13 protein-coding genes are annotated in these 13530 nt (G+C 67.0%); 11 read left to right on the plus strand and 2 right to left on the minus strand.

Annotated elements, in window-relative coordinates:
- Positions 1-135: 135 nt before the first annotated feature.
- From QF040_RS02010 to QF040_RS02030, 5 genes are all read left to right on the plus strand, one after another.
- Positions 136-885 (plus strand): electron transfer flavoprotein subunit beta/FixA family protein, encoded by a 750-nt coding sequence (locus QF040_RS02010; protein WP_258351309.1) that lies wholly within the window; start codon positions 136-138, stop codon positions 883-885.
- A 2-nt stretch (positions 886-887) separates the two neighbouring features.
- Positions 888-1820, plus strand: coding sequence for an electron transfer flavoprotein subunit alpha/FixB family protein (locus QF040_RS02015; RefSeq protein ID WP_429609585.1), 933 nt, complete (start codon positions 888-890; stop codon positions 1818-1820).
- 74 nt (positions 1821-1894) lie between these two features.
- On the plus strand, positions 1895-3685 hold the full coding sequence (locus tag QF040_RS02020) for an acyl-CoA dehydrogenase (protein ID WP_429609586.1): 1791 nt from the start codon (positions 1895-1897) through the stop codon (positions 3683-3685).
- An 82-nt stretch (positions 3686-3767) separates the two neighbouring features.
- Positions 3768-4730: an NAD(P)H-dependent flavin oxidoreductase gene (locus QF040_RS02025; protein WP_306877366.1), complete on the plus strand. Its 963-nt coding sequence runs from the start codon at positions 3768-3770 to the stop codon at positions 4728-4730.
- Positions 4731-4788: 58 nt separating this feature from the next.
- Positions 4789-5898, plus strand: a complete 1110-nt coding sequence (locus QF040_RS02030) for an acyltransferase family protein (RefSeq protein ID WP_429614602.1) — start codon at positions 4789-4791, stop codon at positions 5896-5898.
- Here QF040_RS02030 and QF040_RS02035 read toward each other — a convergent pair.
- The gene (locus QF040_RS02035; RefSeq protein WP_429609587.1) at positions 5895-6959 is read right to left on the minus strand and encodes an AraC family transcriptional regulator; all 1065 of its coding nucleotides are present in this window, start codon (positions 6957-6959) and stop codon (positions 5895-5897) included. The genes QF040_RS02030 and QF040_RS02035 overlap by 4 nt on opposite strands.
- A gap of 139 nt (positions 6960-7098) precedes the next feature.
- Between QF040_RS02035 and QF040_RS02040 the strand changes: the two genes are divergently transcribed.
- From QF040_RS02040 to QF040_RS02065, 6 genes are read left to right on the plus strand one after another with little or no spacing between them, the layout of a single operon-like run.
- Complete coding sequence (locus QF040_RS02040) at positions 7099-8658, plus strand: long-chain-fatty-acid--CoA ligase (RefSeq protein WP_429609589.1); 1560 nt, start codon at positions 7099-7101, stop codon at positions 8656-8658.
- A 48-nt stretch (positions 8659-8706) separates the two neighbouring features.
- Positions 8707-9891: a lipid-transfer protein gene (locus QF040_RS02045; protein ID WP_429609591.1), complete on the plus strand. Its 1185-nt coding sequence runs from the start codon at positions 8707-8709 to the stop codon at positions 9889-9891.
- 14 nt (positions 9892-9905) lie between these two features.
- Positions 9906-10346 carry a MaoC family dehydratase N-terminal domain-containing protein gene (locus tag QF040_RS02050; protein WP_306877361.1) on the plus strand — a complete coding sequence of 147 codons (441 nt, stop codon included), beginning with the start codon at positions 9906-9908 and terminating at the stop codon, positions 10344-10346.
- Positions 10347-10360: 14 nt separating this feature from the next.
- Positions 10361-10789 (plus strand): MaoC family dehydratase, encoded by a 429-nt coding sequence (locus tag QF040_RS02055; protein WP_429609592.1) that lies wholly within the window; start codon positions 10361-10363, stop codon positions 10787-10789.
- Between the two features lie 31 nt (positions 10790-10820).
- Positions 10821-11651: an SDR family NAD(P)-dependent oxidoreductase gene (locus tag QF040_RS02060; RefSeq protein ID WP_429609593.1), complete on the plus strand. Its 831-nt coding sequence runs from the start codon at positions 10821-10823 to the stop codon at positions 11649-11651.
- A 1-nt stretch (position 11652) separates the two neighbouring features.
- Positions 11653-12441 carry an enoyl-CoA hydratase/isomerase family protein gene (locus QF040_RS02065; protein WP_429609594.1) on the plus strand — a complete coding sequence of 263 codons (789 nt, stop codon included), beginning with the start codon at positions 11653-11655 and terminating at the stop codon, positions 12439-12441.
- A 79-nt stretch (positions 12442-12520) separates the two neighbouring features.
- On the opposite strand, the gene QF040_RS02070 is transcribed toward QF040_RS02065, so the two are convergent.
- A complete protein-coding gene (locus QF040_RS02070) occupies positions 12521-13459 on the minus strand; it encodes a DUF2167 domain-containing protein (protein ID WP_429609595.1) in 939 nt (312 codons plus the stop codon).
- Positions 13460-13530 lie beyond the last annotated feature (71 nt).

Genomic DNA, 13530 nt, shown 5'->3' on the forward strand with positions numbered 1-13530 from the left:
TCGCTGAAAAGCACGATCGTTCTTTTTTCGGGTCCGCAGTGCCGACAGGAAGAACGGAGAGGCTGCAAAGGTCGCGTCCTAGAATGACCGGTTGCCCTCGAAGCCCCCTTTTTGCAATCCAATGGAGTCAAGTCAATGAAGGTTCTTGTGCCTGTCAAACGGGTCGTCGATTACAACGTGAAGGTGCGCGTGAAGAGCGACGGCACCGGGGTGGACATTGCCAACGTCAAGATGAGCATGAACCCCTTCGACGAGATTGCTGTCGAAGAAGCGGTGCGTCTGAAAGAGAAGGGCGTGGTCACTGAAGTGATCGCCGTCTCCTGCGGTGACGCGAAGTGCCAGGAAACGCTGCGCACCGCGATGGCCATCGGTGCGGATCGCGGCATCCTGGTCGAGACCACCGAAGAGCTGCAGCCCCTGGCTGTCGCCAAGCTCCTGAAGGCGCTGGTCGACAAGGAACAGCCCCAACTGATCATCCTCGGCAAGCAAGCCATCGATGACGACGCGAACCAGACCGGCCAGATGCTGGCTGCGCTGGCTGATCTGCCGCAAGCCACCTTCGCCTCCAAGGTCGAAGTCGCTGGCGACAAGGCCACTGTGACCCGCGAAGTCGACGGCGGCCTGGAAACCATCTCCCTCAGCCTGCCGGCCGTCATCACGACCGACCTGCGCCTGAACGAGCCGCGCTACGTCACGCTGCCCAACATCATGAAGGCCAAGAAGAAGCAGCTCGATGTCTTCAAGCCCGAGGACCTGGGTGTGGATGTCAAGCCGCGCCTGAAGACCCTGAAGGTCAGCGAGCCGCCCAAGCGCGGTGCCGGCATCAAGGTGCCCGACGTGGCGACCCTGGTGGACAAACTGAAGAACGAAGCGAAGGTGATCTGAACATGACCGCACTTGTTATTGCCGAACACGACCACGCCAGCATCAAGCCGGCAACCCTCAACACCGTGACTGCAGCGCTGGCTTGCGGTGGCGACGTCCACGTGCTGGTGGCTGGTGCCAACGCCGCTGAAGCTGCCAAGGCCGCAGCACAGATCGCTGGCGTGACCAAGGTCATCGCAGCCGACAGCCCGAGCCTGGCCGAGAACCTCGCAGAGAACGTGGCCGCTCAAGTGCTGGCCATCGCCAGCAACTACAGCCACATCCTGTTCCCCTCGACCGCCAACGGCAAGAACGTCGCCCCGCGCGTGGCCGCCAAGCTGGACGTGGCGCAGATCAGCGACATCACCAAGGTCGACAGCCCCGACACCTTCGAGCGTCCGATCTACGCCGGCAACGCGATTGCCACGGTGCAGAGCAGCGATGCCACCAAGGTGATCACCGTGCGCACGACTGGCTTCGACGCCGCGGCAGCAACGGGCGGTAGCGCCACTGTCGAAACCGCCGAAGGCGTCGCCGACAGCGGCAAGAGCAGCTTCGTCGGCCGCGAAGTCACCAAGAGCGAACGCCCCGAACTGACGGCAGCCAAGATCATCGTCTCCGGTGGCCGCGCCCTGGGCAGCGCCGAGAAGTTCACCGAAGTGATGGCGCCTCTGGCCGACAAACTCAACGCAGGCCTGGGCGCCAGCCGCGCAGCCGTCGATGCCGGCTACGCCCCGAACGACTGGCAAGTGGGCCAGACCGGCAAGATCGTCGCGCCGCAGCTGTACATCGCAGCGGGCATCTCGGGCGCGATCCAGCATCTGGCCGGCATGAAGGATTCCAAGGTGATCGTTGCGATCAACAAGGACGAGGAAGCGCCGATCTTCTCGGTGGCCGACTACGGCCTCGTCGCCGACCTGTTCGTGGCTGTGCCCGAGCTGGTCAAGGCGCTCTGACCGCATCGCTGCATTGAGCCGGAGGGCATCGTTCGCGATGCCCTTTTCGTATCCGCTGTATCTGGAGACAAGACATGAGCTACACCGCCCCCCTCAAGGACATGCTGTTCGACATCGAGCACCTGGCCAATATCGGCGAGATCGCCAAGCTGCCGGGCTTCGAAGACGCTGGCCTCGAGACCGCACAGGCCGTGCTCGAGGAATGCGCCCGCTTCAACCAGGATGTGGTCGCGCCGCTGAACATCGAAGGCGACCGCAATCCCTCGTCGTTCAAGGGCGGTGAAGTCACCACCACGCCGGGCTTCAAGGACGCCTTCGCGCAGTACGTCTCGGGCGGCTGGCAAGGTCTTCAGCATCCGGCGGACTTCGGCGGGCAGGGCCTCCCGAAGACCATCGGCGCGGCCTGCGGCGAGATGCTCAACTCGGCCAACATGAGCTTCGCCCTGTGCCCGCTGCTGAGTGATGGCGCGATCGAAGCGCTGCTCACGGCCGGCTCCGACGAGCTCAAGGCCGTGTACCTCGAAAAGCTCGTGAGCGGCCAGTGGACCGGCACGATGAACCTCACCGAGCCGCAGGCCGGCAGCGACCTTGCCATGGTGCGCAGCCGCGCCGAGCCGCAGCCCGATGGCACCTACAAGGTGTTCGGCACCAAGATCTTCATCACCTACGGTGAGCACGACATGGCCGAGAACATCGTGCACCTCGTGCTGGCCCGCGTGACCGGCGCGCCCGAAGGCGTGAAGGGCATCAGCCTGTTCGTGGTGCCCAAGTTCATGGTCGGCAAGGACGGCGCCCTCGGCGAGCGCAACGACGTGCACTGCGTGAGCATCGAACACAAGATGGGCATCAAGGCCTCGCCGACTGCCGTGCTGCAGTACGGCGACAACGGCGGTGCGGTGGGCTACCTCGTCGGCCAGGAGAACCGCGGCCTCGAGTACATGTTCATCATGATGAACTCGGCCCGGTACGCCGTGGGCATGCAGGGCATCGCGATCGCCGAGCGCGCCTATCAGCACGCTGTGGCCTACGCGAAGGACCGCGTGCAGAGCCGCCCGGTCGACGGCTCCATCAACGCGAGCGCGCCGATCATTCACCACCCCGACGTCAAGCGCATGCTGATGACGATGCGCGCCTACACCGAAGGCTGCCGAGCGATGGCCTCGGTGGCCGCCGCCGCGTACGACGCCGCGCATCACCACCCCGATGCGGACGCACGCAAGCAGAACCAGGCGTTCTACGAATTCATGGTGCCGCTGGTCAAGGGCTACAGCACCGAGATGAGCCTCGAAGTGACCTCGCTCGGCGTGCAGGTGCACGGCGGCATGGGCTTCATCGAGGAGACGGGCGCGGCGCAGTACTACCGCGACGCGAAGATCCTCACGATCTACGAAGGCACCACCGCGATCCAGGCCAACGACCTCGTGGGCCGCAAGACCGCGCGCGACGGTGGGCAGACGGCCAAGGCGATTGCCGCACAGATCGAGAAGACCGAAGCCGAGCTCGCCAAGAGCGAAAGCGTCGCTGCAGCCTCGGTGCACAGGCGCCTGAAGGCCGCACGCGAAGCCTTCATCGAAGTGGTCGACTTCGTCGCAGGCCAGACCAAGGCATCGCCGAACGCGGTGTTCTCGGGCAGCGTGCCGTACCTGATGCTCGCGGGCAACCTCGTGGCCGGCTGGCAGCTTGCGCGCTCGCTGATCATTGCGGAAGACCTCGCCTCGCGCAGCTTCGACACCGACTTCATGCTCGCCAAGATCGCCACCGCGCGCTTCTACGCCGAGCACATCCTCAACAAGGCGCCGGGCATCCGCGACAGCATCGTCGATGGCGCCGAGAGCGTCACGGCCCTCGCGCTCGACGCGTTCTGAGCCGCGTTCCGTGTCGCCCACCTGACCGGCGGCACGGGCCTTCTCTCTTATAAAACCGAACCCATTCCCGGAGACAACAAACATGTCCAAGCTGCCCCCCGTCCTCGCGAACCTGCCGCTGCCGATCATCGGCTCGCCGCTGTTCATCATCAGCAACCCCAAGCTCGTGATCGCGCAATGCAAGGCCGGCGTGGTCGGCTCGATGCCGGCGCTCAACGCACGCCCCGCGGCGCAACTCGAAGAGTGGCTGATCGAGATCACCGAAGAACTCGCGGCCTACAACAAGGCCAACCCCGACAAGCCCGCTGCACCGTTCGCCATCAACCAGATCGTGCACAAGAGCAACGACCGCCTCGAGCACGACATGGAGATGGTTGTGAAGTACAAGGTGCCGATCGTCATCACCTCGCTGGGCGCGCGCACCGACGTGAACGACGCGGTGCACAGCTACGGCGGCGTGACGCTGCACGACATCATCAACAACAAGTTCGCGCAGAAGGCGATCGAGAAGGGCGCCGACGGCATCATCGCCGTGGCAGCCGGTGCCGGCGGCCATGCGGGCGTGAAGAGCCCGTTCGCGCTGGTGCAGGAAATCCGCCAGTGGTTCGACGGCCCGATCGCGCTGTCGGGCTCCATCGCTTCCGGCGGTGCAGTGCTCGCGGCGCAGGCCATGGGCGCCGACTTTGCCTACATCGGCACTGCCTTCATCGCCACCGAAGAGGCGCGTGCGAGCGACGAGTACAAGCAGGCCATCGTCGACGGCAACTCGGACGACATCGTCTATTCGAACCTCTTCACCGGCGTGCACGGCAACTACCTCGCGCCCAGCATCGTCGCGGCGGGCATGGACCCCGCGAACCTGCCCGAAGGCGATCTCAAGACCATGAACTTCGCGAGCGGCGATGGCAGCAAGGCCAAGGCCTGGAAAGACATCTGGGGCTCGGGCCAGGGCATCGGCGCCGTGACCGAAGTGGCCAGCGCCGCGGCGTTCATCGAGAAGCTCAAGCGCGAATACCAGGAAGCACGGCAGCGGCTCGCGCTCTGAGCCTCGGCTGACCGACCCGACCATGGCTTCCGCCATCGCGCCCCCGTCGCCGGGGCGCATGCCGCTGCTCGACGCCGCGAAAGGCATCGCCTGCGCGGTGATCGTGGGGCATCACCTCTCGCGCTATGGACCGATGCCGGCGGGCGCCTACGGGCTCGCGCCCGATTTCTTCGGCTGGCTGGCGGACGACGGCCGGCTCGCGGTGCAGGTGTTCCTCGTGATCGCGGGATTCCTCGCGGCGGCGAGCCTTGCGCCCGACGGCCTCTTGCGCGTCGACCGGCCCATCGCGCGCATCCTGCAGCGCTATGGACGGCTGGTGATGCCGTACCTGGCCGCGCTCACCGTCTGCGTGCTGGTGGCCGCGCTGGTGCGGCCATGGCTCGATGAAGACGTGGTGCCGGCATCGCCGAGCATCGGGCAGCTTTTCGCGCACGGGTTTCTGCTGCAGGACCTGCTGGGCTACGAGTCGCTCTCCACCGGCGTCTGGTACGTGGCGATTGACTTCCAGTTGTTCGCGCTCGCACTGATGCTGGTCGGCCTGCCGGCCATGTTGAGCCCGCCCGCACCGGGTGTCGTGAATCCATCGTCGCGATGGATGCCCGTGCTGCTCGTGCTCGCGCTGGCCGTGACTTCGCTGGTGCTCTTCAACCGCAATGCCGCCCTCGACGATACCGCGCTGTATTTCTTCGGTGCCTACGGGCTCGGCATGCTGGTGTTCTGGATCGGCCGCGCGACGCGTGCCAGCACCTGGCAGGGCGCAGTGGCGATGCTGGTATTGGTCGGGGCGGGCGCGCTGGCGATCGAATGGCGCAGCCGCATCGCGACTGCGCTAGTCACGGCGCTGCTGATCGCACTCGCGCAGCACAGGCATTGGCTGTCGCCTGCGAAGTGGCCGTTGGCAGCGGTGCCGTTGCAGCGCCTGGGGCGCATGTCGTACTCGCTGTTCCTCATCCACTTTCCGGTGCTTCTCGCGATGAATGCCCTCGTCGCGAACCTCGCGCCGCATGGGCCGTGGGTCGACCTGTTGGGGATGGTGGCGACCTTTGGCCTGTCGGTGGCGGCGGCCGCATTGCTTTACCGCTGGGTCGAGGCGCGCCCGGCATCGTGGCGCGGCGTGTTCGCATTGTTCGCCGCGTTGCTGCTCAGCGGCATCGTCGTTTCGCTCTAGCCCGAGCCCGCGGGCGGGCCGTTGCCTGCACGAGGCGCCGCGCGCGCCGCCGCCGATCGGTACGAGCCCGGCGCACCGCCGGTCCATGTCTTGAAAGCCCGCTGGAAGGCCGCGCTGTCGGCAAAGCCCAGTTCCTCGGCCAGCGCCGCGAGCGGCACGCTGCTGGTGTTGAGCCGCACGATGGCCACGTCGCGCCGCAACTGGTCCTTCAGCGACTGGAACGACGTACCTTCCGTCGCCAGGTGGCGCTGCAGCGTGCTGACCGACATGTGCAGGCTGCTCGCCGTGGTGGCGAGATCGGCCCACGCGGGCCGGTTCTGCTGCAGCACCGCCCGCACCTTCGCGCTCACGGCCTGCTCGGCCAGCCGGGGCAGGATCACGTTGGCCGGCGAGGCCGAGAGGAAGACCTGCATCGCGTGCGCGTCGCGATGCATCGGCGTGGCGAGCGCGCTCGCGTCGAACCACATGGCCGTCAGCGGCTGGCCGAACTGCAGCGGGCCGGGAAACACCTTGGCGTAGCCGTCGGCATACGGCGGCAGTTCGAAGCCGAAATCAAAACGCCGCGCCACCAGCCGGCCGCCATGCAGCCACGCGAAGAGCCGCCAATACACCCGCAGCATCAGCTCGTGCAGAAAGTTCTGGTGCGGCGCCTGCAGGTTGTTCAGCCGCAGGCCGAAGCCCGCGAGCGGGCCCTCGTGCAGCAGTACCAGCGAGAGGTCGTCCTGCAGCAGGCTGAAGGTGTGCGCCACGCGCCGCAGCGCCACTTCGAAGGTCGGTGCGCCCAGCGTGGAACGCAGCATCAGCGCGAAGCTGCCGCAGCGAAGGCGCCGCGTGAGGAAGCACAGGGCCTCGTCATCCAGCCGCTTCATCAGCAGGGCGAACAGGTCGACGTACTGCTCGGCGGTCACGCGCGACGCTGTTTCTTCGAGCAGCGACGGCGCGATGCCGGCGTCTTCCAGCGCGGTGCCGATGTCGACGGGCGCATCGGCGCCCCGGGCACGGATGCCCGACAGCATGCCCTGGACAAAAGCGATCGGAATGGTGACGGGTGGTTGCAGCATGGGACGCAGCGATCAGACACCAAGCAAGCCACCGTGTCGATTGACGTTTTCTGCAATGCGATCGAAGCGAAGCGCAATCGCCGGGCGGGGGGCGGATTTCTACCATCCGGCAACACCAAAGAGAGACGGAGACATCGCCATGTACATGACCCAGCCGCTGCACCGCAGCCTGCAGCAGCACCCCGACAAACCGGCCGTGCAATTTGCCGGCCGCACCCTCAGCTTTCGCGAATACGGAGAACGCGTCGCGCGCCTGGCGGGCGCGCTGCAGAAGCTGGGCATGCGGACGGGCGACCGCGTGGCGATGCTCTCGCTCAATTCGGCCCGCTACCTCGAATACCAGATGGCCGTGCCCTGGGGCGGCGGGGTGCTCAACCCCTGCAACATCCGCTGGTCGGCCGCGGAAATCCTCTATTCGCTGGAAGACTCGGGCTCGACCATCCTGCTGGTCGACGAGACCTTCCGCCCCATGGTCGAGCAGATGCGCGAGCAGGCCACGAGCCTGCGCGAGGTGATCTATTGCGGCGACGGCGCGCTGCCCGCGCGCATGCACGGCTACGAAGCGCTGCTCGACACGGCAGCGCCCGTGCCCGACGCAGCCCGCCGCGACGAAGACCTGGCGGGCATCTTCTACACCGGCGGCACCACCGGTTTCCCCAAGGGCGTGATGCTCAGCCACACCAACATGGGCAGCTCGGGCCTTGCCCTGCATGCCGAGCGCCTGGCGCCGCCCGGCGGCTGCTACCTGCACGCCGCGCCGATGTTCCACCTGGCCGACATGGGCTTGGCCACGCCGCACTGGCTCGAAGGCAACACGCACTCGATCATTCCCATGTTCAGCCCCGAGGGCGTGCTCAACGCCATCGAGAAAGACCGCGTCACCCACATCCTGCTGGTGCCCACCATGATCCAGATGCTGGTGGACCACCCGGCGATGCGGGAGCCGCGCGACCTGGCGAGCCTGAAGTGCATCGCCTATGGCGCATCGCCGATCTCCGAGGCGGTGCTCAATCGCGCGATGGATGCTTTCCCGGGCGTGGACTTCGTGCAAGCCTACGGCATGACCGAGCTCTCGCCGCTGGCCACCATCAACCCCGCGCGCAACCACACAGTTGAGGGCCGCAAGCTCGGAAAGCTGCGCTCGGCCGGCCGTGCGAGCTACTGCACCGAGGTGCGCATCGTCGATGCCGAGGGCGCCGAGCTGCCGCGCGGCACCGTGGGCGAGATCGCGGTGCGCGGCCCCAACGTGATGCAGGGCTACTGGAACAAGCCCGAGCAAACGGCCGCCGCCGTGCGCGACGGCTGGATGCATACAGGCGACGGCGCCTACATGGACGACGACGGCTACGTCTTCGTGGTCGACCGGCTCAAGGACATGATCATCAGCGGCGGCGAGAACATCTATTCGGCCGAGGTAGAGAACGCGATCACCCAGCATCCCGCGGTGGCGGCCTGCGCGGTCATCGGCATCCCGAGCGAGGAGTGGGGCGAGGCGGTGCATGCGGCGCTGGTGCTCAAGCCGGGGCAGGGCATTCGCGACGAGGAGCTCATCGCGCACTGCAAGACATTGATCGCGGGCTACAAGTGCCCGCGCAGCGTGGCCATCGTCGATGCGCTGCCGCTCTCGGGTGCGGGCAAGGTGCTGAAGACCAAGCTGCGCGAACCGTTCTGGCAGGGCCGCCAACGCAGCGTGGCCTGACATGTTTTTGCAAACCATTTTTCCAATCCGGACATCAAGGAGACCTTCATGAGTCAAGACGTGTATGTGGTCGGGGTCGGCATGATCCCCTTCACCAAGCCGGGCGCGAACCAGCCCTATCCGCAGATGGCCGCGCACGCGACGAATGCCGCGCTCAAGGACGCGGGCATTGGCTACGAGCTGATCCAGCAGGCCTATGTGGGCTATGTGTACGGCGACTCCACGGCCGGCCAGCGCGCGCTCTACGAGGTGGGCATGACGGGCATTCCGGTCGTCAACGTCAACAACAACTGCTCGACCGGTTCGACCGCGCTCTTCCTCGCGCGCCAGGCCGTGGCCAGCGGCGCCGTCGACTGCGTGCTCGCGCTCGGCTTCGAGCACATGAGCCCGGGCGCACTGGGCGCGGTGTTCAACGACCGCCCGAGTCCCTTCGACAATTTCGAGACCATCACCGACGAGCTGGTCGGCAACGAGCAGGTGCCGCTCGCGCTGCGCTACTTCGGTGGCGCCGGCCTCGCGCACATGCAGCAGTACGGCACGCAGATGTCCACCTTCGCGAAGATCCGCGCCAAGGCGAGCCGCCATGCGTCGAACAATCCGGTGGCGCTGTTCCGCACCGTCGTCACCGAAGACGAAGTGATGGCCGCGCCCGTCATGTGGCCCGGCGTGATGACGCGGCTCATGGCCTGCCCGCCCACCTGCGGCGCGGCCGCGGCCATCGTGTGCTCGCCGCGATTCGCCGAGCGCCATGGCCTGGACCGCAGCGTGCGCATCAAGGCGCAGGCCATGACCACCGACCGCGCCGTGACCTTCGAGAGCCGCGACATGCGCGAGGTCGTCGGCTTCAGCATGGCGCAGGAAGCCGCGCAGAAGGTGTACGACGCGGCCGGCGTCGGCCCGCAGGACATCGACGTGGTCGAGCTGCACGACTGCTTTGCGCACAACGAGCTTCTGAGCTACGAGGCGCTGGGCCTTTGCCCGGTCGGCGGCGCGGAGAAATTCGTGGTCGACGGCGACAACACCTATGGCGGCAAGGTGGTGACCAATCCGTCGGGCGGGCTGCTGTCGAAGGGGCATCCGCTCGGGGCGACGGGGCTCGCGCAATGCACGGAGCTGGTTCAGCAGCTGCGCGGCACAGCGGACAAACGGCAGGTCGAAGGCGCGCGGATGGCGCTGCAGCACAACCTCGGGTTGGGCGGCGCGTGTGTGGTCACGCTGTACGAACGCGTCTGAGGACAAGGCAGAACATGATCGACAAGAAATGGATCGGCCACGAGCTGCCCGCCTCGGTGCTGCCCATCGAGCGCACGCGGCTGCAGTTCTTCGCCAAGGCCATCGGCGAGACCGATCCGGTCTACACCGATGCCGCCGCCGCACGCGATGCGGGCTACCCCGACCTGCCCGCGCCGCCCACCTTCCTGTTCGCAGCCGAACTGGATTCGGGCGCCTCGGGCCGGATGCTCGACGACCTGCAGATTCCGCTCTCGAAGCTCCTGCACGGCGAGCAGAGCTTCAGCTATCACCGGCCGGCCTGCGTGGGCGACACGGTGACGGTGCGCTCCACCATCAGCGACATCTACGACAAGAAGAACGGCGCACTCGAATTCGTCGTGAAGACCTCGCGCGCCACCAACCAGCGCGACGAGCTCGTGGCGGAGCTGCGCACGGTGATCGTGTGCCGCCACTGACGAAGGAACGCACGATGACCACCGCTGCCACCATCACCTACGACAACGTCAAGATCGGCGACGAGCTGCCCGCATTGCAGCTTGCGCCGGTCAACCGCACCACGCTCGCGCTTTTTGCGGGCGCCTCGGGCGACCACAACCCGATCCACATCGACACCGACTTCGCGCGCAAGGCCGGCATGCCCGATGTGTTCGCGCAGGGCATGCTGGGCATGGCCTGGCTCGGCCGGCTCGTCACGCAATGGGCGCCGCAGTCGCAACTGCGCCGCTTCGACGTGCGCTTCCAGGGCATCACCCACATCGGCCATGCGGTGCGCTGCACCGGCCGTGTGGTCGAGAAGCTGGAACACAACGGCGAGCGCTGCGTGCGCGTCGAGGTGCAGAGCGCCAACCAGTACGGCCAGGCCCGCATCGCCGGCGAAGCGCTGGTGGCGCTGCGCTGATCGATCCATTCCAACGAAAGAAAAAATCAACATGACACTCAAGCTCGAAGGCAAGGTCGCCCTCATCACCGGCTCGGGCCGCGGCATCGGCCGCGCGATCGCGCTCAAGCTCGCTTCCGAAGGCGCGCGCATCGTCGTCAACGACCTCGATGCCGAACCCGCCGAAGAAACCGTCGAGGCCATCCGTGCCGCGGGCGGGCAGGCCGTGGCCTGCGTCGGCAGCGTCTCGGCGCCGGACTTCGCCGAGCGCTTCGTCGGCACCGCGGTGAGCGAATACAAGGGCCTCGACATCGTCGTGAACAACGCCGGCTACACCTGGGACAGCGTCGTGCAGAAGATGACCGACGAGCAGTGGTACGCCATGATCGACGTGCATCTCACCGCGCCGTTCCGCATCCTGCGCGCGGCGCAGCCGGTGATCCGTGCGCTCTCCAAGGCCGAGGGCGAAGCCGGCCGGCGCGTGGTGCGCAAGGTGGTCAACATCTCGTCGGTGGCGGGGCTCTTCGGCAATGCCGGACAGACCAACTACTCGACCGCGAAAGCCGGCATCGTCGGCATGACGCAGACGCTCGCCAAGGAGTGGGGGCGCATGAACGTCACGGTCAATTGCGTGGCCTTCGGCTTCATCCAGACCCGGTTGACCGCGAGCACCGCCGATGCGTCCACCGCCAACATCGAGGGCCGCGAGATCAAGGTCGGCGTGAACCCCGGGCTGCTCGCAATGATGGAGCAGTCGATCCCGCTCGGCCGTGGCGGCACGCCCGAGGAAGCGGCCGGCGCGGTGTACCTGCTGTGCGCGCCCGAGTCGGACTACGTGAGCGGCCAGACGCTCATGTGCACCGGCGGCTTGACTGGTATCTGACGTGGACATTGTCGAAGGCATTGCCTGGGGCGTACGCGACGACATCGGCCGCATCGTGCTCAAGCGGCCCGGGAGTGCGAACGCGCTGACATCGCCGAGCGCCCGGGCCCTGGTCCGCGCCATCGACGGGGTGCTCGAACAGAAGCCGCGCGCCATCCTGTTGACCGGCGAGGGCAAGACCTTCTGCGCGGGTGGCGACATCGACGAGTTCGTGGCGGCCGGCGAGCGGCTGCCCGAACTGGTGAACGAAATTCTCGACGGGCTTCATCCCGCGTTGCTGCGCCTGGTGACGAGCCCGGCGCCGCTGGTCGTTGCGGTGAACGGCCCGGCGGGCGGCGCGGGCGTGGGGCTCGCGCTCTGCGGCGACTTCGTGCTGGCGGCGGAGTCGATGAAGCTGCGCACCGGCTATGCGGCCATCGGCCTCTCGCCGGACGCGGGCGCCTCGTACTTCCTGTCGCGCCGCGTGGGGCCGGTGCGGGCGCAGCAGTGGCTGATGCTCAGCGAACCCATCGACAGCCAGCGCTGCCTGGCGACGGGTGCGGTCGATGCGGTCTATCCGGATGCGGAGCTCGCTGCTGCAGCCGAGGCGCTGGTCAGGCGGCTGGCCGCTGGTGCGAGCGCGTCATTCGCGGGCATCAAGGCCCTGTGCGGCGGCGCGCCGGGCCGGCCGATCGAGGAACACTTCGCGATGGAGCAGAAGCTGCTGCACGAACGCGCGGGCAGTGCGGATGCGCGCGAAGGCGTGGCGGCATTCGTCGCGAAGCGGGCGCCGCGCTTCACGGGCCGCTGAGGCCCACCTCGACCGCCGGGCGGGCTGCCGCCCAATGGCAGCAGCTTGGCCATGCCCGGCACCGGCGCCCCGGCGCTCGTCAGGCTTCGGGCGTCTTCTTCTTGAAGATCTTGGCGATGCCCCAGAGCGCAGCGCCGCCGGCCACGACCGCGATCTTCGCGAACTTGGCGAGGAACGCCAGCGCGAGCGCGAACAGGCCCAGCTTCTTGACCGCCACGCCGGCCACCAGCGCGGCGAGGCCATAGGCCGCGACCTTGTCGGTGGAGGAGTTGAAGTCCGCGTACTTCTTGCCGTCGTCGTACTGCAGCGCGGCCAGGAGCTTCGCTGCGTCGGGCTTGTAGGTGTCCAGGTCCTTGGCGTTGGTGATGAGGTTCAGGCTCAGGTAGCCCTCGCGGCCCAGCGCATAGGTGTTGTAGTTGACGCCCTGGTTGTCGCCCGTGCTGCCCTTCTTCTTCGAGAGGGCCGACCACACGAGGCGGTGCGTCTCGGCCTCGTACTGCGGCTTCTGCGCCCAGCCCGTGACCTCGATGCCGTCGATGCCGCGCTTGGCGCGCTCTTCGTTCGCGGCCTCGGTGCCTTCCTTCAGGCTCTTGAGCAAGTCGTCGGCGTTCCAGTCCTTCGCGTCGTCGTCCTTGATGTAGCCCTCTTTCACGAACTTGACGACGGCCATCCAGCCGGCGTCGTCGTTGGCGGGGAAGATCGCGCCGATGAAGGTGTCGTCGGTGCGGTTGCCCATGCTGTGCATGAGCTGCGCGGCCGCTGGCGTCGGCACCCAGATGTAGCCGGCCGGCAGCTTCAAGTGGGCCTGGTCGCGCAAGGGGATGTCGGCGGGGCCGGCCTTCTGCACGGCCCTGGCGGCCTTGAAGGCGGCTTCCTGCTCGGCTTCCAGCGAGTTCGCTGTAGAGGCAGTGGCCGGAGCCGTTGAAGTGGTCGGTGATGCAGCGTTGCCGGTGTTGGTGGCCGCAAGGGCGCACGCGAGCAGCAAGCCGGCCGTCAGGCGGGCAGTATGAATACGCAAGTTCTCTCTCCTCGGTTGTTGTCGGTTTTGGTGAGACGCGAGGAGTTTATCGGTGCCCTTGCGGGCGCCCA

Origin of the sequence: Variovorax sp. W2I14, assembly GCF_050435205.1 — a bacterium.
In the GTDB taxonomy this organism is placed as follows: Bacteria; Pseudomonadota; Gammaproteobacteria; order Burkholderiales; family Burkholderiaceae_C; genus Variovorax; species Variovorax paradoxus_C.